This is a genomic window from Lautropia dentalis, assembly GCF_003892345.1.
Taxonomy (GTDB): Bacteria; Pseudomonadota; Gammaproteobacteria; order Burkholderiales; family Burkholderiaceae_E; genus Lautropia; species Lautropia dentalis.
In genome coordinates this window covers 239878-263778 of sequence record NZ_RRUE01000001.1, presented here as the reverse complement: position 1 = coordinate 263778, position 23901 = coordinate 239878, and the positions used below count along the sequence as shown (strand labels likewise).

General features: G+C 66.2%; 20 protein-coding genes and 1 pseudogene. 8 read left to right on the top strand and 13 right to left on the bottom strand.

What is annotated here, in order from left to right; all coding sequences use genetic code 11:
- Positions 1-73 precede the first annotated feature (73 nt).
- The 4 genes from EHV23_RS01000 to EHV23_RS16325 all read right to left on the bottom strand — a co-directional run bounded on the left by EHV23_RS01000 (position 74) and on the right by EHV23_RS16325 (position 4501).
- Entirely contained in the window at positions 74-1246 is a 1173-nt protein-coding gene (locus EHV23_RS01000) for a FecCD family ABC transporter permease (RefSeq protein ID WP_125094323.1), read from the bottom strand.
- A gap of 12 nt (positions 1247-1258) precedes the next feature.
- A complete protein-coding gene (locus EHV23_RS00995) occupies positions 1259-2368 on the bottom strand; it encodes an ABC transporter substrate-binding protein (protein WP_125094322.1) in 1110 nt (369 codons plus the stop codon).
- Between the two features lie 488 nt (positions 2369-2856).
- The gene (locus tag EHV23_RS00990; protein ID WP_275265077.1) at positions 2857-4152 is read right to left on the bottom strand and encodes an L-lactate permease; all 1296 of its coding nucleotides are present in this window, start codon (positions 4150-4152) and stop codon (positions 2857-2859) included.
- A gap of 13 nt (positions 4153-4165) precedes the next feature.
- Positions 4166-4501, bottom strand: a complete 336-nt coding sequence (locus tag EHV23_RS16325) for an L-lactate permease (RefSeq protein WP_203228842.1) — start codon at positions 4499-4501, stop codon at positions 4166-4168.
- A gap of 304 nt (positions 4502-4805) precedes the next feature.
- Between EHV23_RS16325 and EHV23_RS00985 the strand changes: the two genes are divergently transcribed.
- From EHV23_RS00985 to folK, 3 genes are all read left to right on the top strand, one after another.
- A complete protein-coding gene (locus EHV23_RS00985; RefSeq protein WP_420813021.1) occupies positions 4806-5486 on the top strand; it encodes an HAD family hydrolase in 681 nt (226 codons plus the stop codon).
- A gap of 8 nt (positions 5487-5494) precedes the next feature.
- Positions 5495-7084 carry a polynucleotide adenylyltransferase PcnB gene (gene pcnB, locus EHV23_RS00980; RefSeq protein ID WP_203228841.1) on the top strand — a complete coding sequence of 530 codons (1590 nt, stop codon included), beginning with the start codon at positions 5495-5497 and terminating at the stop codon, positions 7082-7084.
- Between the two features lie 152 nt (positions 7085-7236).
- The gene (folK, locus tag EHV23_RS00975) at positions 7237-7752 is read left to right on the top strand and encodes a 2-amino-4-hydroxy-6-hydroxymethyldihydropteridine diphosphokinase (RefSeq protein ID WP_125094320.1); all 516 of its coding nucleotides are present in this window, start codon (positions 7237-7239) and stop codon (positions 7750-7752) included.
- A gap of 164 nt (positions 7753-7916) precedes the next feature.
- On the opposite strand, the gene EHV23_RS00970 is transcribed toward folK, so the two are convergent.
- From EHV23_RS00970 to ribA, 6 genes and pseudogenes are all read right to left on the bottom strand, one after another.
- The gene (locus EHV23_RS00970; protein WP_125094319.1) at positions 7917-9317 is read right to left on the bottom strand and encodes a quaternary amine ABC transporter ATP-binding protein; all 1401 of its coding nucleotides are present in this window, start codon (positions 9315-9317) and stop codon (positions 7917-7919) included.
- Positions 9317-10177: an ABC transporter permease gene (locus EHV23_RS00965; protein ID WP_162499727.1), complete on the bottom strand. Its 861-nt coding sequence runs from the start codon at positions 10175-10177 to the stop codon at positions 9317-9319. Before EHV23_RS00965 ends, EHV23_RS00970 begins: the two co-directional genes overlap by 1 nt.
- Position 10178: 1 nt before the next feature.
- Complete coding sequence (locus EHV23_RS00960; protein ID WP_125094318.1) at positions 10179-11249, bottom strand: ABC transporter substrate-binding protein; 1071 nt, start codon at positions 11247-11249, stop codon at positions 10179-10181.
- 741 nt (positions 11250-11990) lie between these two features.
- Positions 11991-13007, bottom strand: a complete 1017-nt coding sequence (galE, locus tag EHV23_RS00955; RefSeq protein WP_125094317.1) for a UDP-glucose 4-epimerase GalE — start codon at positions 13005-13007, stop codon at positions 11991-11993.
- 305 nt (positions 13008-13312) lie between these two features.
- The gene (gene folE, locus EHV23_RS15770) at positions 13313-14026 is read right to left on the bottom strand and encodes a GTP cyclohydrolase I (RefSeq protein ID WP_238990339.1); all 714 of its coding nucleotides are present in this window, start codon (positions 14024-14026) and stop codon (positions 13313-13315) included.
- A 174-nt stretch (positions 14027-14200) separates the two neighbouring features.
- A pseudogene (gene ribA, locus EHV23_RS15765) lies at positions 14201-15067 on the bottom strand (GTP cyclohydrolase II); the annotation flags it as partial.
- A 1504-nt stretch (positions 15068-16571) separates the two neighbouring features.
- On the opposite strand from ribA, the gene EHV23_RS15125 reads away from it, so the two are divergent.
- The 5 genes from EHV23_RS15125 to EHV23_RS00920 all read left to right on the top strand — a co-directional run bounded on the left by EHV23_RS15125 (position 16572) and on the right by EHV23_RS00920 (position 21378).
- Entirely contained in the window at positions 16572-17405 is an 834-nt protein-coding gene (locus tag EHV23_RS15125; RefSeq protein WP_158615763.1) for an energy transducer TonB, read from the top strand.
- Positions 17406-17407: 2 nt separating this feature from the next.
- The gene (locus EHV23_RS00935) at positions 17408-18142 is read left to right on the top strand and encodes a MotA/TolQ/ExbB proton channel family protein (RefSeq protein ID WP_125094314.1); all 735 of its coding nucleotides are present in this window, start codon (positions 17408-17410) and stop codon (positions 18140-18142) included.
- Positions 18143-18271: 129 nt separating this feature from the next.
- Complete coding sequence (locus EHV23_RS00930) at positions 18272-18697, top strand: ExbD/TolR family protein (RefSeq protein WP_125094313.1); 426 nt, start codon at positions 18272-18274, stop codon at positions 18695-18697.
- A gap of 137 nt (positions 18698-18834) precedes the next feature.
- Positions 18835-20052 (top strand): GNAT family N-acetyltransferase, encoded by a 1218-nt coding sequence (locus tag EHV23_RS00925; protein WP_158615762.1) that lies wholly within the window; start codon positions 18835-18837, stop codon positions 20050-20052.
- 198 nt (positions 20053-20250) lie between these two features.
- Entirely contained in the window at positions 20251-21378 is a 1128-nt protein-coding gene (locus EHV23_RS00920; RefSeq protein ID WP_125094311.1) for an ABC transporter substrate-binding protein, read from the top strand.
- Between the two features lie 158 nt (positions 21379-21536).
- Here EHV23_RS00920 and EHV23_RS16320 read toward each other — a convergent pair whose 3' ends face one another.
- From EHV23_RS16320 to EHV23_RS15750, 3 genes are all read right to left on the bottom strand, one after another.
- On the bottom strand, positions 21537-22547 hold the full coding sequence (locus EHV23_RS16320; protein WP_125094310.1) for a 23S rRNA (adenine(2030)-N(6))-methyltransferase RlmJ: 1011 nt from the start codon (positions 22545-22547) through the stop codon (positions 21537-21539).
- A 65-nt stretch (positions 22548-22612) separates the two neighbouring features.
- Positions 22613-23308, bottom strand: a complete 696-nt coding sequence (locus EHV23_RS00910; RefSeq protein WP_158615761.1) for an RNA chaperone Hfq — start codon at positions 23306-23308, stop codon at positions 22613-22615.
- Positions 23309-23650: 342 nt separating this feature from the next.
- On the bottom strand, positions 23651-23836 hold the full coding sequence (locus EHV23_RS15750) for a YbdD/YjiX family protein (protein ID WP_275265089.1): 186 nt from the start codon (positions 23834-23836) through the stop codon (positions 23651-23653).
- Between the last annotated feature and the right edge of the window lie 65 nt (positions 23837-23901).

Sequence of the window (23901 nt, the reverse complement as noted above, 5' to 3'; positions counted from 1 at the left end):
CTTCGCTCTCCCGCCGGGCAAGGATGGCAAGTGGCAGGGAACAGACCCGAAAAGTCGGAAATGCAGCCGTTGCTCATCCTTCGCTCCCCCGTCGGGCAATGATGGTGAACAGCATGGGCACGCCGGCCACGGCGGTGATGATGCCCACCGGGATGACGGCGGCCGGCGAGATGAACTTGCCGAATACCGAAGCGCCCACCAGGATGACGGCGCCGATGATGGCAGCCAGTGGCAGTGAATAGCGGTGATCTTCGCCCACCAGCGTGCGGGCGGTGTGCGGGGCAATCAGCCCGACGAAGCCGATGGTACCGACGAACGACACGGCGGCTGCGGTGAGCAGCGCCACCAGAAAGAAGGTGCGCTGGCGAATGCTGTCGACCGACAGGCCGAGGCTGCGGGCGTTGGCATCGCCCAGCCGCAGGGTGGTGAGGGCCCAGGCATCACGCATGATGAAGGGCAGACACGCCACGAACACGAGGGCACAGACGGTGACGCTGGTCCAGGTGGCCTTGAGCAGGCTGCCGAACAGCCAGAACACGATCTGCTGCAGCACCTCGGGCGAGGCCAGGAACTGCATCAGCGACTGCACCGACTGGAAGAAAAACAGCACCGTGATGCCGGCCAGCACGAGGATTTCGGGCGAGGCACTGCGCAGCCGGGCAATGAGGTAGACGAGCCCGCAGGCCACCATGGTCATGATGAAGGCACTGACGGGGATGACGACGAAATTGGGAATGGGCAGCGCCCCGCCGAACATGATGGCCAGCGCCGCGCCGAAGCCGGCCGCCGCCGAAAACCCGAGGGTGAACGGGCTGGCCAGCGGGTTGCCCAGGATGGTCTGCATCTGCAGGCCGGCCAGACCCAGACAGGCGCCGACCAGGGCACCCATCAGTGTCTGCGGCATGCGCAGCTGCCACAGGATGGTGGCCACATCGAGATCGCCACCATTGGGGCCGGCCTTCAGCCCCCGCCATACATCGGCGAAGGGCATGCCGGACGGGCCGGTGGTGAGGTCGAGCAGCAGCAGCGTGACGAGCAGCACGCAGGCCACGCCGATCAGCAGCAGGCGCCGGGCCGAAGCCCGGTGGTAGTCGTCATGACGGGACGTGGACGCGGCCGGCACTGTGCCGGCGCCGGCATCCGTGGCTGCCGGCGTGCGGTGCGCGTCGCTGCCCGGGGAACGGACCTGCGTGGTCCCCTCCCCTGCCCGGGATGGGGGTGGCGTGGGACTGCCTGCCTGCTGCATGCGCTGCCCTCCTTACTTGCCGGCCGCGCCCTTGGCCCAGGGCAGCATGAAGACACCGTCGGCCTTGACCGGCAGCCATTTGGCGTAGAAATCACGCAGGTTCTGCTGCGGGTTCACGTCCCTGAAGGCAGCCGGATACAGCTGTTTGGCGATGTACTGGGCGTACACATAGTCGGACAGGGTACGGGCGCCGCCGGCGTAGATGCCATGCACATCACCCTGCTTCACGGCCGGCAGGTTGCTCCAGCCCGGGCGTTTCAGGTAGGCGGCGATGCGTTCCTGCGTGACCGCTTCCTTCGCGTCGAAGCCCATTTCCACGGCCTGCGGCTTGTTCAGCCATTCGGAGCCGGACAGGAAGATGAGATCGGGTTTTTGCGACAGCACATACTCGGGGCTGAGCGGCCCCCAGTTGCCGATCTGGCCGTCGGCGATGTTGTGGCCACCCAGCTGGGTGATGAGCGCGCCCCACATGCTGTTGCCGTAGGAGTTGCCCACTTCGGACGGGCCTTTCTGGGCCAGCTCGACGTAAACCTTCTTCTGGGTGGGACCGGCCTTCTTGATGCGGGCATCGATGTCCTCGAAGGCCTTTTTGTAGTTGTCGGCCAGTTCCTGGGCGCGTTTTTCCTGGCCCATGATCTTGCCGAGCGCCAGCGTGGAGGCGACGTGCTTCTCGACGGTCTGGGCGTTGTAGTCGAGCACCAGCACCGGAATGCCGGCGGCCTCGATCTGCTTGACGCTCTCGCCCAGCGCGTCGTAGCTGAAGGCAGCCAGGATCAGCAGGTCCGGCTTGGTGGCGATGACCTTCTCGATGGAGAAGGTGTTGTCGTCGGTGGTGCCCACGTCCGGCAGTTTTTTGAGCTGCGGGAGCGCCTTTTCGTAGGCGGCGTACTGCTTCGGACGCCAGTCCTTCCAGGTGGTCAGCGACAGGCCCACCAGCTTGTCGACGCCGCCGGGGCCGGTAATGGCCAGATAATCTTCATAATAAAAACCCAGCACCACGCGCTTGGGCACATCGGGTACCGTGACCTTGCGTCCGACGACGTCGGTGGCGGTGATTTCGGCCTGGGCGGCAAAGGCCAGGGGCAGCAGACTGAGTGCCACGGCAGCGGCGAGTTTCTTCATGGAGGACCTCTTTCTTGTGTTTCTGGGAAACCGGCGGATTATTGCATTGTTTTATCGCCACCATGCGAAATTTGGCCCGGTATCGGGTAAGGTATCTGATGCTTTGTAAATATCTCCGGCAGGATGGCCGATGTAATTTGACGACCATCAAATTAGAACCTGTCATGGACACTTTTGTCCCCGCGCATCCTCTCCTCCCTGTCGTCAAAACGCCCCGGCACCAGCATTGATGACGAGACGTTCATTTTTTCGGGGCCATCCGCTTTTTCGGAGGCGCCCGGGTGCAGGCAGGTGCAGGTTCATGCCTGTTCCATGCCCGCCCCTCGGGTTGCACCTGAAAGAGCCGGGTTCAGGCACCATGCATCCGCGGGTGACTGCGGACAGCCCGGCCCCAACACCCTGCGCCCTACACCCAGCGCCCAGCGCCCAGCGCCCGGCACCCGGCACCCGGCGCAGGAGCAGGAGCAGGAGCAGTCTTCAATATACCCTCAGCCCCCCACCATCAGCGACAGCAGATACACCCAGCCGCACATCAGCAGCAGCAGGATGACGCTGTAGCGAAAGCCCATCGAGGTAATGGTGGACTCCTGTCCGGCGCTTCCGACGGCCGCAGCTGCAATGGCAATGGATTGCGGCGACACGATCTTCGCAGCCACGCCTCCGGCCGTATTGGCGGCCACCAGCAGGCTCTGGCTGACGCCGATCTGCTGGGCCGTCGTGGCCTGCAGGCCAGCGAAGAGCGTATTGTTGTTGACCACCGAGCCGGTGACGAACACGCCGATCCAGCCGATGACGGGGGACAGCAGCGGGAAGACCGTGCCCGCCGCCGCCACGGCCAGGGCAATGGCTGAGATCATGCCGGAGTAGTTCATCACGTTGGCCACCGCCATGACGAGGCAGATCATCAGGATGGGCAGCTGCAGCTGCTGGCGGGTGGCATGCAGTTCCTCGAAGGCCTCGCGCCAGGTGATGCGGGCCGTCAGGATGGTGACGATGGCCGCCACCAGAATGGCCGTGCCGGACGCCCCCAGGATGTTCCATGTGTAGACCGCCTCCACCGCCTTCGGCGTGGCCACGATGGGCGGCATCTGCTGGATGGCCTGGTGCACGCCGGGCATACCGAAGCTCAGGCTGGCAAAGCCCAGCGTTCCGCCCGGGGCAAACACCGGCTTGAGTACCGTGGACCACAGCAGGATGGTGACGGACAGGAAGATGAACGGACTCCACGCACGCACGATGCCCATGAACGTCTGGCGCTTCTGCTTCAGCTCCTGGACACTTTCCGGACAGGGGGCACCCGGCTCACGGAACACGTGACTGGGGGACCAGAACTGCATGATCAGCGCCAGCACCACCAGCGACAGCAGTGGCGCGATGATGTCGACCAGTTCGGGGCTGCCCAGCACCAGCAGCATCAGCGACTGGCCACCACCGAACACGGCGCCGGTGATGAGGGCCACCACGCCGGTCTGGCGCAGGCCCCGCAGGCCGTCCTGCAGCATCACCATCACGACCGGACACAGGATGGCGAAGATCTGCAGCACGAACACCATGTCGGTGGACAGGGCCGCCAGCGCCACCCCGCCCTTCTCGGCCCCGTTGCTCACCGGAATGCCGATGGCCCCGTAGGCCCCCGAGGCCACGTTGCCCACCAGGGCCAGCACCGAAGCCCGCAGCGGCTGAAAGCCCAGCGACACCAGCAGCGCTGCGCAGATGGCTACCGGAATGCCGAAACCGGCCGCCCCTTCCAGAAAACCGCCGAAGCAGTAGGCGATCAGCAACATCTGAATGCGCTGGTCAGTGGTGATGGCCGACCGAGATGGACGAACGCACGATATCGAAATTGCCGGCCCGCACACTGATGCGGTAGAGCCACACGGCCATCAGCACGATCCAGCCGATGGGCCAGAGTCCGGACAGAAAACCGAGCACGATGGCCCCGACACCCACGCCCACTGGCATGCCGAAAACGGGGATGCCAATACCCAGCGCCAGCACCAGTGCACCGAGGGCGGCCCGGACGCCGCTCAGTTTGAGGACCGTCAGCCCCAGCAGGAAGAAGAGGATGGGAATGGCTGCGACGAGCGCCGACAGCACGGGCGCCTGCAGCGGGTTGTAGACCTGTTGCCACATGATGATGGGGATTCCTTGTAATGCGGCGCACGGCACTGCCCGCCCGTCTGGCCCCCTGGCACCGCTCGCACAGCGGCACAGGGCCGGCCGCACCACGACCAAATGGAGAGATACGACGGAGGGCTGCAGTCCATGACGGACCGCCAGAAGATAGAACGCCACCCGTGGCAGCCCTTCCCGGCGGGGACGCTGCAGGTGACATGTCCCGTATTATGAATGCGAACCAGTCCAGATCACTACCGGCCCGTCGCGTGTCTGCCCTGAAAGCGTCCCAAAAGGTCCAACACGCTTTAGAATGGCCTCCATGAGAAGACTAGCCCTGTTCGATCTGGATCACACGCTGCTCCCCATCGACTCCGACAACGAATGGGGGCGCTTTCTGTGCCGTACCGGCCGGGTGCCCGATGAAGCCGCGTTCAACGCCGCAATCGACGCGTTCTACGCACAGTACAGGAAAGGCCAGCTCGATCCGGTCGAGCACCTGCGCTTTGCGCTGGGGGCGTTCGCGCACCGCCCGATGGCCGAAATCGAAGGCTGGCGGCAGGAATACATCGACCAGGTGATCCGGCCGGTCATCAGCCAGTCGGCGCTCGACCTGGTGGCAAAACACCGCGATGCCGGCGACCTGTGCGCCATCGTCACCGCCACCAATGCCTTCGTCACCCGCCCCATTGCCGGCCTGTTCGGCGTGGCGCACCTGCTGGGGGCCGAGGGCGAGATTCGTGATGGCCAGTACACCGGCGAGCCCGAAGGGGTCATCACCTACCGGGCCGGCAAGCTGATCCGCATCGACGCCTGGCTGAAGGACATGGGCCTGTCGCGCAACAGCTTCGACGAGATCTGGGCCTATTCCGATTCCCACAACGACCTGCCGATGCTGGAGCTGGCCACCCACCCGGTCGCCACCAATCCCGACACCATCCTGCGCCAGACCGCCGGGGCCCGCGGCTGGCCGGTCATCGAACTGTTCCCGCTCGTGGGCTAGAAGGTATCGTGCTCAACCGACTCTTCAAATGGATGTCCGGTCAGACCGCGCGGACAGACAGCCACGGCAAGGACAACGCCCCGGCCTCCGAAAGCCAGACACCGGCATCGCGTGCGCCGGCTCCCGCCACCCGCCGTTCCCGGACCAGCGCGCCACGGCATGCTGCCCTGCCAGCCTCCCGCCCGGTCCGCAGCGGCAGCCGAAAAGGCGCGGCAGCGGGCGCGAATGCACACAGCCACCCGGCCGCGGCGCTGGGTCTGTCGAAGCAGCGGATCTCCTTTGCCGCCCTGCGGACCTGCGAGGAGCTGCAGCAGGCGGGTTTTGCGGCCTACATCGTGGGCGGCGGCGTGCGTGACCTGCTGCTGGGGCGTGAACCGAAGGATTTCGACGTGGCCACCGATGCCGCCCCGGAAGAGGTGCTGCACGTCTTTCGGCGTGCGCGTCTGATCGGGCGGCGCTTCCGGATCGTGCACGTGATGTTCGGCCGGGAGACCATCGAGGTCACCACCTTCCGCGCTGCGCAGACCAACGGCCAGACCGATGCGCACGGCCGCATGCTCAACGACAACGAATTCGGCACCCGCGACGAAGATGCCCTGCGTCGCGACTTCACGGTCAACGCGCTGTATTACGACCCGATTGCCGAAACGCTGATCGACCCGCTGGGCGGCGTGCAGGATCTGAACGCCCGGCTGCTGCGCATGATCGGCGACCCGGCCACCCGCTACCGCGAGGATCCGGTGCGGATGCTGCGCACGGTACGCTTTGCGGCCAAGCTGGATTTTCAGGTCGATCCACCCACCCTCAAGCCCATCCGCCGGATGGCCCCGCTGCTCGAGAACGTGCCGCCGGCACGGATTTTCGACGAGATCATGAAACTGCTGGAAAGCGGCCACGGCCTGGCCTGCATCCAGCGGCTGCGGCACGAGGGGCTGCACCACGGCATCCTGCCGCTGCTCGACACCATTTTCGAAACCGACGAGGGCTTCGTCACGCAGGCCCTGACCCGCACCGACGAGCGCGTGCAGCAGGGCAAATCGGTCTCGCCCAGCTTCCTGTTTGCCGCCCTGCTGTGGCCGCAGGTGCGGGTGCGCTGGGAAGCCGCCCGTACCCGGGGCGAACACGTGGTGCCGGCACTGGACCTGGCCATTACCAGCGTGCTGGACGAGCAGGGGGTGAAGCTGTCGCTGCAGCGGCGCTATCAGGCGGACATGCGCGAAATCTGGATGATGCAGCCCCGGCTGGAAAAACGGGGCCGCCAGGCGTTCACGCTGATCACCCAGCTGCGCTTCCGGGCCGGCTACGATTTTCTGCTGCTGCGCGCCGGTGCCGGCGAGCTGGACGGCACCATGGCCGACTGGTGGACGGCCTTCACCACCGGCAACCATGACGAACGCGAACGGCTGGTGAAGGAAAGCCTGGCCAATGCTCCGAAGGGCAGCGGCAACCGCAAGCGGCGCCGGCGGCGCAGCAAGGGTGCTGCGGCAGGTGGCGAAGGGGGTGACAGCAGTGACGTGGCCGGTTCGGGAGCGGCGGCAGGTGCCGTTGACACTACCGTCATGGCACCGCTGCCGCCCGTAAGTGGGGCTGCGGTCTGATGCGGCGGTCCGAGCAGAGCTTCGGTCTGGCCAGCTGCACTGAACCCTGATCATTTCCCCTCGCGGAACGCCGTGCCCTTCCGCCAGCCAGGCGTCCCAGGGGTATCGGCACAACGAAGCGCCTTCGTGCCCTGTCATACCCCGGATAAAGCATGCCAGCTCATCTGAACACCGCCTGGATCGGCCTGGGCGCCAACCTGCCCAGCGAGGCCGGGCATCCGGCCGACACGCTGCGGGCGGCCCTGCAGCAGCTGGGCACCTTGCCCGGCATCACGCTGCAGGCGGCCTCCGGCCTGTACGACAGTGCACCAGTCGACTCATCCGGGCCGTGGTACTGCAACCAGGTGGTGCGGGCAGGCACCTCGCTGGACGCCCCTGCCCTGCTGGCTGCGCTGCAGGGCATCGAACAGGCGTTTGGTCGGCAGCGGCCCTACCGCAACGCGCCGCGCACGCTCGATCTGGACGTGCTGCTGTTCAATGACGAGGTGCGTACGGACACGCAGCTCACGCTGCCCCATCCGCGCCTGCACGAGCGGCTGTTCGTGCTGATGCCGCTGGCCGAGATCGACGCAGCGCTGCCGGTACCCGGGCTGGGCACGGTGGCAGCGCTGCTGGAACGGCTGCAGGCCACGGCCCACGGCCAGGATTGCCGGCGGATGGCGGGCTGATCAGGTACTTCCCCGACTGCCCCTGAAATCCGCGTATGACGCAACACGACACTTCTTCACGCAACGGGGAAGGATACGAAAACAGGGCGACCCCTCGCGAAAAGGATCGCCCTGTGATGACGGCGGTATACACGCCCTCAAAGGGGCATGATATACGTCGTTCGTCAGCTGCTGCTTCCCGATGAAGTGTCTTTCGGTTCGGCAGCAGCCTGCGCGGCCGGCTGGCCTGGGGCCGCCTGATCCGCAGCGGCCTTTTCGGCAGCGGCCTGTCCCGCCACTGCCTGTTCTGCCACGGCCTGCTCCGCTGCGGCCTGCTCCGCCGCCGCCTTCTGGGCCTCGCCCTCGGCCGCAATGGCCGGCGAGGCGGCGTTTTCGGGCACCAGCTCCGGTGTTTCGTTGCTGACGAGGCTCAGCACCTTGCTGCGCGACAGCATGCCGACGAATTCGTCGTGATCGCCGGTCACGGCCAGCGGCTGGTCGCTCTTGAGCAGATGGCCCAGCACGGAATCCAGACCGGCGGTGGACGGCACGGACGCCATGTCCTCCACGTAGTCGGATACATCGCGGGCGCCGTCCTTGAGCGCGTCGATGATGCGGCCCACGGTCAGCACGCCGCCCAGGCGCTTGCCGTCCAGCACCGGTGCGTAGTCGAATTTCTTCTCCTGCAGCAGCGCCAGCGCATGGTGCGGGCGCGTCCGCATGGTCAGCGTCAGCCGCGGCCCCTCCTGCAGCGCGTGGCCGGCGCTGAGCACCTTGGAGCGGTTCACGTCCTGCAGGAACGACTGCACGTACTCGGTGGCCGGGGCCAGCAGGATGTCCTCGGGCTCGCCGTCCTGGATCAGCTCGCCGTCCTTCAGGATGGCAATGTGGTTGCCCAGGCGCAGGGCCTCGTCCAGATCGTGGGTGATGAAGACGATGGTCTTGTTCAGCCGGGCCTGCAGCTTGAGCAGATGGTCCTGCATCTCGCGGCGGATCAGCGGGTCCAGCGCCGAGAAGGCTTCGTCCATCAGCAGGATCTCGGCGTCGGTGGCCAGCGCCCGGGCCAGGCCCACGCGCTGCTGCATGCCGCCCGAGAGCTGGTTCGGATACTGGTTCTCGAAGCCGGACAGGCCCACCTGGTCCAGCCAGTAGCGGGCCTTCTCCTCACGCTGGGCACGCGGCACCTTCTGCACGGCCAGCCCATAGGCGGCGTTGTCCAGCACGGTGCGGTGCGGCAGCAGGCCGAAGCGCTGGAACACCATGGACATCTTGTGCTGGCGGAAGTCCTGCAGTTCGCGCTTGCCCATCTGCACCACGTTCTGGCCATCGACCAGGATCTCGCCCGCGGTAGGCTCGATCAGGCGGTTGAAGTGACGGATCAGCGTGGACTTGCCCGAACCGGACAGGCCCATGATGACGTAGATGCTGCCTTCCTCGATGGACAGGGAGATGTCGCGCAGGCCGAGCGTATGGCCACTTTTGGCCAGCAGCTCTTCCTTGCTCATGCCGTCCTGGGCGGCCTTCAGCCAGCGCTCGGGGTGCGGGCCGAAGATCTTGTAGATGTTGCGGACCTCGATCTTGCTCATCAGTGTGCGCCCCCCTTGCGCTGGCGACGGCCATAGGCCTGGGTGATGCGGTCGAACAGGATGGCCAGCACGACGATGGAAGCCCCCGCCATCAGGCCGCGGCCCACTTCGAGGCGGTTGATGCCCAGCAGCACCTCATGGCCCAGACCAGTGGCGCCGATCATCGAGGCGATCACCACCATGGCCAGCGCCATCATCGTGGTCTGGTTGATGCCCGCCATGATGTTGGGCAGCGCCAGCGGAATCTGCACACCGAAGAGCTGCTGCCAGGTGTTGGCCCCATAGGCGCGCGCTGCTTCCAGCACTTCCCGATCGACCAGACGGATGCCCAGGTCGGTGAGGCGGATGAGCGGGGCCACGGCATAGATGATGGTGGCGATCAGCGCCGCCGTCTTGCCGAGGCCGAACAGCATGACCACCGGGATGAGGTAGACGAAGCTGGGCATGGTCTGCATCACGTCCAGCACCGGGTGCAGAACGGCCCGCACCCAGTCCACCCGGCCCATCAGGATGCCCACCGGAATGCCGATGATGACCGACAGGAAGGTGGCCATCAGCATCAGCGCCAGCGTCTGCATGCCGGCATCCCAGAGGCCCAGCAGGCCGATGATGCACAGCATGGCCCCCATCAGGATGGAGAAGCCCAGCCGCCGGGTAAGGCACCAGGCGATCAGGACCACCACCAGCACCACCGCCCACCAGGGCGACGTTCGCAGCAGCTTCTCGAACCACGACAGCCAGCGCTCGAAGTGGTCGGACAGAGCACCCAGCGAGTCGCCGTAGCGGGTGACGATGGTATCGACGAAGCTGTCGATACCCTTGCGCATGCCGGCCGGGTTGAAGAGTTCGGGAAACGCCATGTCAGAGCCCCGCCTTCACACGCTCGGCCACGTCGGCCGGCACCCATTTGGTCCAGACCTCCTCGTGGTTCTTCAGGAACCAGTTGGCCACGTCCGGGGCCTCCAGCGATTCCTCTTCCATGTGGGCGAGTGCCGCATTGACCACATCCACCGGCAGCGACACCTTCGAGAGGAACTCGGTGGCCTTCGGCGCCTGCTCGCTGAACTTCGTGTTGACGGCCGTCAGCACCGGGTTCTGCGGATAGTCGACGATTTCCGGATTCGGGCAGTCGGGGTCGGTCAGGCACTTGTGCTTGGCCTCGTCATACGGAGGCATTTCCAGCTTGACCAGATCCATGGAGCCGACCACCGGCGTGGGCGACCAGTAGTAGAAGACGATGTTCTTCTTCCGTTTGTAGGCCGAGGTCAGCGCGGCCTTCTGGGCGGCACCGGTGCCGGGCGAGAACAGGTTGAAGCTGGCGGCCAGCTCCTTGTCGCCCTTGAAGATCTGCGAAGTCACGACCTCGCATCCCCAGCCGGCCGGGCAGCCGTAGAAGCGGCCCTTGTCGGGGTCTTCGTTGTCGACGAAGTCTTCCTTGTGTTTGGGCAGGTCCTTGACGGACTTCAGGTCGGGGAAGCGCTCGGCCACATAGCGCGGAATGTACCAGGCTTCGGCGCCCATGAAAGCCGTACCGACGGACTTGACCTTGCCAGTGGCAGCCGCCTTGGCCCAGGGTTCGGCCACGCTGTTCTGCCAGATCTCGCTGTTCACATCCAGGTCACCCCGGCCCAGGGCAGCCAGCGCCGGCAGGGCTTCGGTGGGCAGCACGTCGGTTTCGCAGCCGTAGCCCTTCTCCATGATGCGACGCTCGATTTCGGTCAGCACCAGGTTGGACTCCCAGTTCATGCCGCCGAAGCGCACGGGGTGATTCACTTCACAGGCCGGGGCATCGGCGGCCTGGGCGGCCGGTGCGGCAAACAGGGCTGCCACGCCGAGGGCTGCGGCAGACAGGGCGGCCAGGGGAAGGCGGGGGCCGGCCTCGTGCCGGGCGGAGTTGACGACTGCGGAAGGCTGCGGTGAAAGACGGGACATGTTTGACTCCTCTTTGACGGAAGACCGGATACCGACGCCGGTGGCGAACGGTAGCGACCCTCTGACCGGCCGCCGGACGAGAGCCCGCGCGACTGGGCCAGATCTGCCCGACGGCGATGATCTGGAAGACCCAGGGGGAACCGATACTGGTATGCCATGGCACGCACACGCGTGCACACGGGTGTTATCCGGACAGAGCCGGAAAATGCCGGGTGGGCAAAACGGGCCGATATGCAGAAAAACTACGCAGACACCGGCAAGGCGGTGAGGCCCAGACATGCGCCCGCAACGGACCAGACGATGGCCACCGCAAAAAACGGGCAGCAGCGGAAGCGCTGGCGATGCAGGCGCTTTCTGCCTTCAGGGGGAAACCCCTCATGCACGGGACATCCCGGGTACGAGACATCTCTGGCATGAAGCAGAAAACCCGACGCGAAGCTGAACCCCGGGTGTGGTTGAAAATGCACCCCGTACGGGGAAATTAATGGGGAACAGCAAGGGCATTATAACGCAATAACCAGCCCCCACCCGGAAAACCATTCCGGGAATAACCCGGAAGACGGGTTTTTCACCCGAAACCGGCTGTTCATGCGGGTTTCGGGTGATATCCATTACAGTAACATAATGTTATTTTCCGGAGAATGTCCAGAAAACCGGCAGACAGGAGGCCGTGGCAGAGGCTCTGCAGGCATGGCTCCCCGGCAAAAACCAGTGGGAGCGTCGGGCACCGGCCGGCGTACCTCAATACCCCTCGGGATTGCCTTCCTGCCAGCGCCAGCTGTCGGCGCACATCGTCTGCAGGTCACGGGTGGCGCGCCAGCCCAGTTCCTGCGCGGCCAGCGAGGGATCGGCGTAGCATTGCGCCACATCGCCGGGGCGACGGTCGACGATCTGGTACGGGATGGGCCGGCCGCTGGCCTTCTCGAAGGCCTTGACGATGTCCAGCACCGAGTAGCCGATGCCCGTGCCGAGATTGATCGTCCAGGCGCCCTTGCCACGGGCCACCTTCTCCAGCGCCGCCAGGTGCCCCAGCGCCAGATCGACCACGTGGATGTAGTCGCGCACGCCGGTGCCGTCGGGCGTGGGATAGTCGCCACCGAAGACCGACAGCTGCGGCCGCTTGCCCACCGCCACCTGCGTGACGAAGGGCATCAGGTTGTTGGGGATGCCGCGCGGATTCTCGCCGATGCGGCCCGAGACATGTGCCCCCACCGGGTTGAAGTAGCGCAGGATGCCGATCGACCAGTCCGGACTGGCCACTGCCAGGTCGTTGAGCATGTGCTCGATGTACCACTTGGTGCGGCCATAGGGGTTGGTGGGGCCGGTGGGGAAGTCTTCACGGATGGGCACGCTGGCCGGGTCACCATAGACAGTGGCCGACGAGCTGAACACGAAGCGGCGGGCCCCCGCCTCTTCCAGGCACTCGAGCAGCACCACGGTACCGCCGACGTTGTTGCCATAGTAGGCCAGCGGTTTGGCCACCGACTCGCCCACGGCCTTGTAGCCGGCAAAGTGGATGGTGGCATCGATGCGGTGACGGGACAGCAGCTGCTGCAGCGTGCTGCGATCACCGGCATCGCCCTCGACCAGCTGCGGCCGGCGGCCGGCGATTTCTTCGATGCGGTCGACCACCTTCGGCGAGCTGTTGCTGAAGTTGTCGAGAATGACCACGTCATGCCCGGCGCCCAGCAGTTCCACCACGGTGTGGGAACCGATGTAACCGGCACCGCCGGTGACCAGGAGAGTCTGTTTGTCCATGAGATATCTTGCCCGCTGAAGACGGGCGTCGAACAGAAAAGGAGGAGAGAGGCCGTCGCGGCGTACCCTGGCGGCGCTGCGCTGCAGCATACCCGATGGCAGCCGTGCGGCCGGGCCATTTTCCCACAGGGGGCATCGCGCCGTCCCCGGTTTGCCCGCGCGGGAAAAGCTCTGGCATGCACTGTTACACAGAAACGAACCGATGCACGAAGGCTCGCAACGGCCCACGACACGTCCCTGCGCCACCCGGCTACGTGTCACCCGGCATGCCCCCGCCCGCGCCCCGGCCGGGCTGCGTGCTGGTTTCAGCCCTTGCCCATGTCGGCGATCAGCGACAGCAGTTCGCGGCGCAGGCTGCTGTTGCGCAGGAAGGCGCCCCGCATCACCGAGGAGGTCATCTGGCTCTCGTCCTTCACGCCGCGCCAGTGCATGCAGAAGTGGTCGGCCTTCATGATGACGGCCAGCCCGTCGGGCGCCAGCCGGCGCTCCAGCTCGTCGGCCAGCGTCTTGACGGCCTCTTCCTGGATCTGCGGCCGGCTCATGATCCAGTCGGCCAGACGCGCGTACTTGGACAGGCCGATCAGATTGGAATCGGCATTGGGCAGCACGCCCACCCACAGCCGGCCCATGATCGGGCAGAAGTGATGCGAGCAGGCTGAGCGCACGGTGATGGGCCCCACCACCAGCAGCTCGTTGAGCTTTTCCACGTTGGGAAACTCGGTCATGTCCGGCGCGGCACGATAGCGGCCGGCAAACACCTCGTTCAGGTACATTTTGGCCACGCGCCGCGCCGTATCCTGGGTGTTGTGGTCGGACTCGGTATCGATGACCAGCGATTCGAGCAGCGCCTGCATCCGCTCGGCCACTTCGTCCTGCAGCAGGGCCAGCTCGTCATCGCGGATGAAGGCCGCGATGTTGTCGTTGGCATGGAAGCGCTGGCCGGCCTGCAGGATGCGGGCGCGGATGGCGCGCGATGGCGTAAAGCCGGCATCGCTGGACGCGCTGGCCGGCACGGCCACGCCGCCCGCCTGAAGGGCTGCATCGCGCGGATGCACCAGCCCCTCCGAACGGGCAGCCTCTCCGGAACGGGCTGCATCATCCGGGCGCGCTGCATCACCCAGACGGGCGGCATCAGCCGGGAGAGAGGCCGCCGCCGGCCGGTCGGGCAGGCGCAGCTCGCTGCGCTCGAACAGGTGGCCGGCCCGTTTCATCTTGGTGACCAGATACTGCTGGTTGTGCGGGTTGACCTCGCCCTTCACCGGTTCGCGCTCGACCACGTCGATGCCTGCGGCGCGCAGCGACTCGATCTTGGCCGGGTTGTTGGTGAGCAGCTGGATGCGGGTGCACCCGAGCGATTTCAGCATGGCAGCGGCCACCTCGAAGTGGCGCTCGTCCATCCGGAAACCCAGCGACTGGTTGGCATCCAGCGTGTCCTGCCCCGCGTCCTGCAGCCGGTAGGCACGCAGCTTGTTGGCAATGCCGATGCCCCGCCCTTCCTGCGACAGGTACAGGATGATGCCACCGCCCTCCCGGGCCAGCCGCTGCACCGTACCGCGCAGCTGGTCGCCACAGTCGCAGCGCAGGCTGCCGAAGAGATCGCCAGTCAGGCAAGAGGAATGCAGGCGGACACGGACCGGATCGGGGCCGTTGAAGTCAGGATCGCCGACGATGACGGCGACATGCTCGAAATCGGTGTTCTTTTCGCGGAAGACGACGAAGCGGCTGCCGATGGGGACCGTACCCGGAGCATGCGCCCCGCTGGGGCCATCGACGATGCGTTCCAGCGGCACCGGCGCATCGCTGATCTCTTCCAGATGGGCGGGACGGTCAGAGACGTACTGGAGCACCTGGGCAGGATCGACCGGCAGCAGCGATTGCAGCCATGCCCCCAGGATAGCCTGCTGATCGGCAGGCTTTTCTGCCTGCTGCTGGTCACGGTATGTCTGGCTACGGACCGCGTAAAGTGCATCGACAGCCTTTCCGGCCGTCTGGATCCGAACAGCCACCAGGGCGGGCGCCAGCCTGGCTTCACGGGCCAGCGCAATGGCAGCCTCTGACATCATGACGGGGGGAGAGGCAACGAGCGAGCGGTCGCAGAGGATGGCGGCCACCGCAGTAGCGCTGCCGTTTTCCGCGGGAGGCCGCATGCCTGCGTCCAGTGCCCTGCGCACGAAGGGTGGAACCTCGAACCAGGTGGCAGGCGCCAGCCCGGCAGCCTCTCGAAGGACGTGCAGGTAGTCTTCGGCCGGAACCTCGCCACTGACCTGCATACCGGTTTGCCCCGGTGCGTCACTGCGCAATGACAGCCCAAGTATGCTTGCAAGCGCTTCCCTGCCTGCCACGGACTGGTATTCCCGTGGCCCGGGCAGCTCAAACGCACAAAGCTGCCCCTGGGCAACACGTTCAGCTGCGGACACGGCGGTTTTTCCTGCCCCCGGCTGAACATCAGACGATTTCTCGCGCAGGGCCAGCAACGCAGCAACACGTTGTGCCGACAGCAGCAGACACTTGCATCTGCTGACCTCCTCGATCAGGCGCAGCATGTCGGGTGTCAGTGTCTCGACAGGCACGAACAGCCAGGACTCTGCCAGATCCGGATGCCAGCCATTGTCGGCCCCGGACGGCGTGCAGCCATGGTAACCGGGCATGAGCGGCCGCTTCCCTGGCTGCGACTGCATCAGAACCGGCCGTCCCCGTCGCAGTTCGGTCAGGGCACGATCGACAACAATGGAGAGGGACTGACGCTGCCAGTCAGGCCAGAGGGAAGTGGTATCGGTATGCATGCGCGCATTGTATAGAGTGTTTGGTCACGCTCCGCCGCCACAGGCGCCTGTGTTGCCCCCTGCGGGCGGAACTGTTGCACGGACGGAGATGACAAATGGGCCGACACATGCCCGTGATGCCTGCCCCCCGTCTCCCGGCACCTGACGGCCTGAAATACAGCCAGATTCCCGGTTCAAAATCGTAAATCTGTGTTGCGTGACGTAATCCACATGTAGCTGTTGCTCCGGGCGGCATCCTGCGAAAACACTGCAAATATCCGCCCCAATTCAACCCCCTTTGCCGCGCAGGGTCATGCTTGCAAGCTGCAGGAATCACGACAAGAATCGCAGAGCGACGGTTTGATGATTCCAATACGAATCGTTAACATTGGCGCGCGCGTTATCCCCGTGGCGCTTGTAACAGAACTGGCATGTTTCTGACAGCCATCTGACAGTCACATTTCCGTCCTGCTGCACTCCCCCACCCTGCGCCGGCCATGGCCCCGCAAGAACCCTCACCCGTGCCCTCGCTCTGCTTCGCCATCCACAACCGGCCTGCATGCGACGCACCGGGCAGCTCCTGGTTCCCGGTGCATGGCCTGTCTGTGCGTCATCCGTGGCAACAGCCGCGTCCTTCCGGTACGGGTTCGTCCGGAACCGCGCGCTGCCATCCGGGGCGGCGCCCCTTCCCGCAACCTTTTCCCGTTCCTGTGTGAAACCACCTTCTCCCCCTCAGCAGGCGCCCGCCAGTCCATCGCAGGCACCTCAGACGGTCGGGCAGCGTGATGTTGCAGCCACCGGCATGTTCTCCCCCACCCAACTGGGGCAGTCATCGCCGCGCTGGCACATGCTGCCCGCGCTGGGCGGTGTGCTGCTGCTGCACGCCGCGCTGCTGTATGGCATCACGCGCTCCGAACCGGTGCAGGTAGCCGGCGGCGATGACGTGCCCATTTCCGTGGACATCGTCGAAGCGCCCTATCAGCCGCCGGTCATTCCGGAACCGAGCACACCGCCTCCGCCCCCGCCGCCACCCCCGCCTCCTCCGGTCGAACCGGAACCCGAGCCGGAGCCGGTCGTGGCCGAGCCCCCCCCGAAACCCGAGCCCAAGCCCGAGTTCGAGGTGCAGAAGCCCAAGAAACCCAAGCCCAAACCCAGGAAGAAGGAGCCTCCCAAGCCCAAGGAACCGCCTCCACCGAAGCCACCCGAGCCTTCGCCGCCGGCCCCGCCCGCGCCTCCCGCTCCCCCTGCGCCCCAGGCCCCCCCTGCCCCGCCAGTGGAAGGTACGCCCAATGCGCCGTCGGATGCCAAGCCACAGGCTGGCCGTGGTACGCCCGGACCGAGCAATGCACCCCGCGTACTCACGGGCAGACAGGTCGCCTATCTGCGTCAGCCCAAACCGGTATATCCCGCCTTCTCGAGGCGGGCAGGCGAGACCGGCAAGGTCATCCTGCGCGTGCTGATCGACAAGAAAGGCCGGCCGACGGAAATCAAGATCGAAAAATCCTCGGGCTTCCCGCGCCTGGACGATGCCGCCGTGGCGGCCGCCCGCGGATCCCTCTTCTCACCGAACATCGAAAACGGCGAGCCGCGCGAAGCCTATGGGATCGTGCCGATCGTCTTTGAACTGGAGAACTGAACGTGAACGAACCCCAACAAACCCTGGGCTTTGCCCACTTCCTGCTGTCGGGTGATGCCATCAGCAAGGGCCTGCTGATCATCCTGCTGGGCATGTCGGTGGTGTCCTGGACGCTGATCCTCGTCAAGGGTGTCACCTACTTCCTGCGCCGACGCCATGCTGAGCGCTTCCTGAAGATGTTCTGGGAGGCCCCGTCCATGCAGGCCGTGGCCAGGGATATCGCCTCCCATGGGGTGCATGATTCCTTCTCCCGCGTGACCGCCAACGCCCTTCAGGCCGTGCAGCACTATGCCCGCACCGGCGCCAACGGTGGCCGCATGGCCGAATCCGGCAGCCCGGCCGACTTCCTCACCCGCACCATCAAGAAGGTGCTGGACGAAGAGACCGTGAGCGCCGAGAACGGCCTGTCCGTGCTGGCCACGGTGGGTGCCACGGCCCCGTTCTTCGGCCTGTTCGGCACGGTGTGGGGCGTGTACCATGCGCTGGTCAACATCGGCCTGAGCGGCTCGGGTGGTCTGGACCAGGTGGCCGGCCCCGTGGGCGAGGCCCTGATCATGACCGGTCTGGGTCTGGCCGTGGCGCTGCCCGCCGTCATCGGCTACAACTGGCTGGCCCGGCGCAACCGCGTGGTGTCGGCCAAGCTGGACGCCTTCGCCTTCGAGCTGTTCACCTTCCTGTCATCGGGCCAGACGCTGAGCGGTCACGCCGGCAACCGTACCGAACCGAAGGAAGCCTGATCGCCGTTTTCCGTTTCTCCGTTCATGGTGCGCTGCAGCCGGCCCCGGGCCGGCAGGCTCCGCGGGCATCCAGCCCGGGCCAGTCGCGCTCCCCGGCTGCAGCACACCTCTCCGAAGGACTGACACACCATGGCATTTGCCAGTTTTGATTCCAAAGGCAGCAACTCTCCGATGGGCGAGATCAACATGGTTCCGCTGATCGACGTGATGCTGGTTCTGCTGGTGATCTTCATCGTCACCGCACCGCTGCTCACCAATTCGGTGAAGCTGGCGCTGCCGCGCGCCACCACCGCCCCGTCCGAAAGCAAGCCGGATACCATCGAGTTCTCCATCGATCCGGATGGCAACCTGTTCTGGGGCAAGGACAAGGTCAGCCGCGAAGAGGCCGCCGCCCGCTTCAAGGAAGCCGGCACGAAGGATCCGCAACCGGCCGTGCATCTGCGCGCCGATGAGACCACCCCCTATCGCTATGTGGCCGAGACCATCGTCGATGCCTCGAAGGCCGGGCTTTCCAAGGTAGGCTTCATCACCCAGCCCGAGACCGAGAAGAAGTAAGGCGTTTCATCCGGCAAGGCGCCTCATCCAGCCAGGCGCCCGGCGGCCAGTGATGTGACACGGGGATGCCCCCGCACATCGCTGGCCTTTTTGTTCTCAGGACTGCGCCACAAGGCCCCCACGCTCACGGAATTCCCATGACAGCTCCCACCCCCACCCTCGACACGCTCACCCCGGCCGATGCCCACGCCTGCTGGCGGATGTGCCAGGCGCTGCGCTGGCCGCACCGCGAGGCCGACCTGCTGCGCTTTCAGCAATGGGCCGAACGACACGGGGGCACCGTGGCCCTGCGGGCAGACGGGCGCCTGATCGGCTGCGGTTTTGCCTTTTTCTGGGGCGAGACGCACGGCAGCATCGGCATGGTCATCGTCGATGACGCCTGGCAGGGACGCGGGCTGGGCAAGCAGATGTTCAACCAGCTGCTCGCCCTGCAGGGCGAACGCAGTGTGACCCTGCAGGCCACCCAGGCGGGGCTGCCGCTCTACGAAAGGATGGGCTTCCATGCCACCGGACGGGCGCGGCAGTTTCATGGCATATGGCAGCCGGCGGCAGAAAGCCTGCTGCCAGGCAGCCTGGCGGGGTCGGCCCCGGCGGAAGCCCCCCCGGCGAGAGAAGGTGTGACAGCCGGCGTGACGGGGGCCATGCACGCAGCGGTCGCAGAACCTGCTGCAAGGACAGAACCCACCGCAGATACGCAACCTGCCGCAGGACGGTTCCGTACAGCCTGTACTGCAAATACATCCCAGGCCAGCCATCTCCGCCCGCTGCAGCCCGCCGACCTGCCGGCCCTGCTGGACTGGGACAGTGCCGCGCGCGGCATCAGCCGCCAGTGGCTCATCCGCGACCTGCTGCAGGGCCTGCAGCCCGATGAACGCTGCACGGTGAGCACGACGGCCGGCGGGCAGATCGACGGCTACGGTGTGCTGCGCCGCTTCGGGCGGGGCTGGGTGCTGGGGCCGCTGCTGGCCCGGGATGAATCGCACGCCCAGGCCCTGATCCGGCATCTGACGGCCGACCATGCCGGCCAGTTCATCCGCATTGATCTGGCGGCTGACATGCTGGCCTTTGCAGCGCACGGCAGTCAGGCCCCCGGCCCGCAGCTCGGCGCCTGGCTGCAGGCGCAGGGGCTGGCCATGGTGGACGAGCCCGTCACGATGATTCGCCCGGGCACGATGACTGCGGAAACGCCGCCCCCCGCCATGGCTGGTACGACACGAACGACAGCGACGACTGGTGCGACAGAACCCGGTTCCGGCATCGCATCGGGCAGCGTTGCAGCAGGCGTTACCATCACTGGGGTACAGCCGCCCCACGCACCGGGTTTCTGCGCGCTGGTGGCCCAGGCCATCAGCTGATCCGGCGGTGGCGCCGATCCTGTGGGGCATCGGCCGATCCTGCGGGGAGCATCAGCTGATCCTGCAGGCGTCATCAGCTGATCCGGCGGATTCGTCTGCTTTGCGCCCGTCGTTCCCGTCGCATGCTGCCCCCAAACCATCGGTGAACCGTCCGCCCCCCTCACGCCCCGTTCCCTTTCCCTGCGAGGTCATCCGCCCATGTCATTCACCCGTCCCTTCCCCCGCCCCCTGCTGACCGCTGCCCTGGGCGCCCTGGCCATGGGTCTGATGGCCCCCGCCTTCGCCGCCAAGAAGGAAGTGACCGACATCGAGGGACGCAAGGTGACCATCGCGTCGCCGGCCAAACGGGTGCTGCTGGGCTTTTACTACGAAGACTACATGGCCATTGGCACGGAAAAGGCCTTCGACCGGGTGGTCGGCCTGTCGCGCGAGGGCTGGGAGGGCTGGCGGCCAGCCAGCTGGGCCCTGTTCACGGCCCATCGTCCGTCGCTGAAGAAGCTTCCCGACGTGGGCGATGTCGAGACCCAGAGCTTTTCCGTGGACAAGGTGCTGGCGCTGCGTCCGGATGTGATCGTGCTGGCCCGGTGGCAGTACCGCAGCCTGGGCGCCGATGCCGACCGCCTGCAGCAGGCGGGCATTCCCATCGTGGTGGTGGACTACAACGAAGAGACCGTGGCCAGCCATGTTGCCAGCACGCTGCTGATCGGCGAAGTCACCGGCCAGCAAAAGCGCGCCCGCAAGATTGCCGACGAGTACCGCAGTGCCGTCGAAGCGGTGCAGGCCCGCATCGAGCAGGCTGGTCTGCCCAAACCGAAGGTCTATGCCGAATTCGGCAACAAGGGGCCATCCGAATACAGCTTCGCCTACGGCCGCAGCCAGTGGGGCGCCCTGATCGACCTGGCCGGCGGCGACAACATTGCCGCTCCCTACGTCCAGTACTGGGGGCCGATGAACCCGGAACAGATCATTGCCGCCAAACCGGAGGTCATCCTGATCACCGGCACGGAAAGCAGCAAGGTTCCCACCGCCATGCGCATGGGCATCGACGTGAGCCGCGAGGATGCCCTCAAGCGGCTGGAGAGCTTTGCGCAGCGTCCGGGCTGGAGCAGCCTGCCCGCCGTCCGCAGCAAGCGCATTCATGGTGCGTACCAGGGGGCCTCACGCTCGGTGGCCGACTATGCGTCGGTACAGTACATCGCCAAGGCGGCCTATCCGTCACTGTTCCAGGACATCGATCCGCAGGCCAGTTATCTGGGTTTCTACAAACGCTGGCTGCCGGTCGTACCGCGTGGGACGTTTTACGTCGAGCCCGAAACTGGCCACTGAGACACCGGAAAAACAGCGCTTCCCGCACCGGTCGCTCTCACAGCGGCCGGCATCCGGCACATACCGCCACCATGGCATTTTTGCCCCACCGTAGCACTTGCCCCCACCCTGGCGACAGGCCAGAATACCACTGCCCGTTTACGGCCAGCGACCAGCGCTCAGCGCTCGTTCGACGAACCCATCCACCAGCCGGAACGGGCGTCCTGCCCCAGCAGCTCCCACAGCACCGGCATGGCTTCCTTCAGGCTGGGGGCCAGCGTGTACGGCGGGTTGATCACGAACACGCCGCTGCCGTAGAGCCCGTAACCATCTTCCGGCGGGGCGCTGACCTGCAGGCGCACATCCAGCCAGTCGGTCAGGCCGGGCAGCCTGGGCAGGTTTTCGAGCAGCAGCATCAGCTCGCGACGGCGCACGAGCGGGTACCAGAGCATCATCGTGCCGGTGGCAAAGCGCTCCAGCGCCTCGATCAACGTGCGGCGCGCCTTCGAATAGTCGCGCTTGTCCTCGTAGGACGGGTCGATGACGACCAGCCCGCGGCGCGACACCGGCGGCAGCAGCGCCTTCAGCCCGGCAAAGCCGTCCTCGCCGAACACCTGCACCTGCCGGCGCCCAGCCGCGGCCAGATTGTTCTGCAGCGCGCGGATCTCGCTGGGATGCGCCTCGAAGCAGCGCAGCCGGTCCTGCGGGCGCATGGCCTGCAGCGCCAGCCAGGGCGACCCCGGATACCAGCGCGGCAGGCGGCCGGCACGCACCACCTTTCCGGACGGCGCGCCAGCCATCAAAGCTGCCCCAGCTGCACGCCTCTCCGAACCGGCTTCCACAGGCCCACCGGCACGAGCGGAGCCCGCCTTCGCTTCCCGTTCCCCCCGGCCTGCGACGCCCCGCTGCTGGCCATGCGCCGCATCGAAACGCGCCACGGCCTCGCAGTAATCCTTCAGCAGCGGCGGCAGCTTCTTCACCGGCCACAGGGCCTCGATGCCACTGGCGTACTCGGCATTCTTGCGGGCCTGGGCGGCATCGAGCCGGTACAGGCCAGCACCGGCATGGGTATCGAACACCCAGAACGCCTTGTCCTTCTGGGCCAGGTGACGCAGGATGGCCACCAGGATGGCGTGCTTGAGCACGTCGGCATGATTGCCGGCGTGAAAGACATGGCGATAGCTGAACATGGGGGGCGCCTGGGACGTGTTATGAACGCATGCTGGTCAGCGCGTGTATGAACTCATGACACGCGCTACACGTCTTCCGGCTTGACGATGGTGCGCACCCGCTTGTGGCGCACCACCACCACCCCGGCGGGCGGAGGCGGCGCCCGGCGCGGGGCCGCACCGGCCGGACGCGATGCCGACAGGCGTGAGCCCTCGATGCGGCCGCCCGCCTCCCGGTTGATTTCCACCCGGGGCCGCGGCGCTGTTTCGATGGCCGGCTGCCGCCAGACGCGGGGGGCCTGGCCGGCACCATGGGCACGGGTACCGCCATCCATCTCGGGACGGCCTCCCTCGTCGCGCTGGCCGGAGCGGCCGCCGACCGTGCGGGCCGGCTTGCGGGCGGACGACGACGGCCGGCTGCCGCCGCGCTTCTGGGCGCGCATCACGCTGCTGACGGCGTGGTGATAGAGCGCCACCTCGCCGCTGCGGGTCTGCAGCAGCAGCATGTTGGAATCGAACGAACGGATCTGGCCGTGCAGGCAGGTACCGGTGACCAGATAGACATCCACCCAGGTCCGCGCACGGCGCAGACCATTGAGCATGGTGAACTGCTGGTTCAGCAGGGGCAGCGCATCGTCGGCGTCGGGGCCGGACGGTGGCGCCGGCGGGGCGAGTCCATCCGCGGGGGACAGGCTGGAGGAAGGACCGTCACCCGCTCCGGACGGCGCTGCCTCCCGTGCGGGTGATTCCGCGTTCTGTTCGGCTGCATCACTTCCGCTCACAGACTTCCTCCGTTGTACTCGCATTTGAATGAACACAGAAAGCCCACGAGCCGGAACACAGGCGTCTGGGCATGACCTCTGCAATTATCGGCCCGATCAGGGCCGCAGGGCAAACGGCCCCTTCACGAGCCGTAGCACCCGGCAACACATACCCACAAAACAGGCTGGCCCTTCCCCCTGGAGCGGAAAGGCCGGGGCACGGAGCCACGTCGGCGCATGACATGCACGGCTGCGAAGACCCCACGCTGCGGGCGCGCACTTTCCGCCCCGGCAGCGCCCCACCCAGCAGCGCCCCACCCAGCAGCGCCTCACCCAGCAGCACCTCACCCAGGAGCACCCCGTTCAGCAGCACCCCACCTTGCCGCGCCCGCCGTAGCGGGCGTCCTGACGGTTGCGAAAGAACTCCTCGTAGCTCATGGGGGTCTGCCCGGGATGCACGCGCTGCACGTGGGCCACATAGCGCTCGTAATCGGGCATACCCACCATCAGCCGCATGGTCTGGCCCAGATAGCGCCCGCCGGTTCCCAGCGAGCGCCTGAGCGCAGCACCGAACACCGAGCCGCCCGCCTGGCGCGCCCGCGCGCCTGCAGCCG

Bases quoted from the DNA above. Each gene is read 5' to 3' on its own strand.
- EHV23_RS01000 (WP_125094323.1), bottom strand. From the start codon at position 1,246: ATGCAGCAGGCAGGCAGTCCCACGCCACCCCCATCCCGGGCAGGGGAG.
- EHV23_RS00995 (WP_125094322.1), bottom strand. From the start codon at position 2,368: ATGAAGAAACTCGCCGCTGCCGTGGCACTCAGTCTGCTGCCCCTGGCC.
- EHV23_RS00990 (WP_275265077.1), bottom strand. From the start codon at position 4,152: ATGTTGCTGATCGCCTACTGCTTCGGCGGTTTTCTGGAAGGGGCGGCC.
- EHV23_RS16325 (WP_203228842.1), bottom strand. From the start codon at position 4,501: ATGTGGCAACAGGTCTACAACCCGCTGCAGGCGCCCGTGCTGTCGGCG.
- EHV23_RS00985 (WP_420813021.1), top strand. From the start codon at position 4,806: ATGAGAAGACTAGCCCTGTTCGATCTGGATCACACGCTGCTCCCCATC.
- folK (WP_125094320.1), top strand. From the start codon at position 7,237: ATGCCAGCTCATCTGAACACCGCCTGGATCGGCCTGGGCGCCAACCTG.
- EHV23_RS00970 (WP_125094319.1), bottom strand. From the start codon at position 9,317: ATGAGCAAGATCGAGGTCCGCAACATCTACAAGATCTTCGGCCCGCAC.
- EHV23_RS00965 (WP_162499727.1), bottom strand. From the start codon at position 10,177: ATGGCGTTTCCCGAACTCTTCAACCCGGCCGGCATGCGCAAGGGTATC.
- EHV23_RS00960 (WP_125094318.1), bottom strand. From the start codon at position 11,249: ATGTCCCGTCTTTCACCGCAGCCTTCCGCAGTCGTCAACTCCGCCCGG.
- galE (WP_125094317.1), bottom strand. From the start codon at position 13,007: ATGGACAAACAGACTCTCCTGGTCACCGGCGGTGCCGGTTACATCGGT.
- EHV23_RS15125 (WP_158615763.1), top strand. From the start codon at position 16,572: ATGTTCTCCCCCACCCAACTGGGGCAGTCATCGCCGCGCTGGCACATG.
- EHV23_RS00930 (WP_125094313.1), top strand. From the start codon at position 18,272: ATGGCATTTGCCAGTTTTGATTCCAAAGGCAGCAACTCTCCGATGGGC.
- EHV23_RS00925 (WP_158615762.1), top strand. From the start codon at position 18,835: ATGACAGCTCCCACCCCCACCCTCGACACGCTCACCCCGGCCGATGCC.
- EHV23_RS00920 (WP_125094311.1), top strand. From the start codon at position 20,251: ATGTCATTCACCCGTCCCTTCCCCCGCCCCCTGCTGACCGCTGCCCTG.
- EHV23_RS16320 (WP_125094310.1), bottom strand. From the start codon at position 22,547: ATGTTCAGCTATCGCCATGTCTTTCACGCCGGCAATCATGCCGACGTG.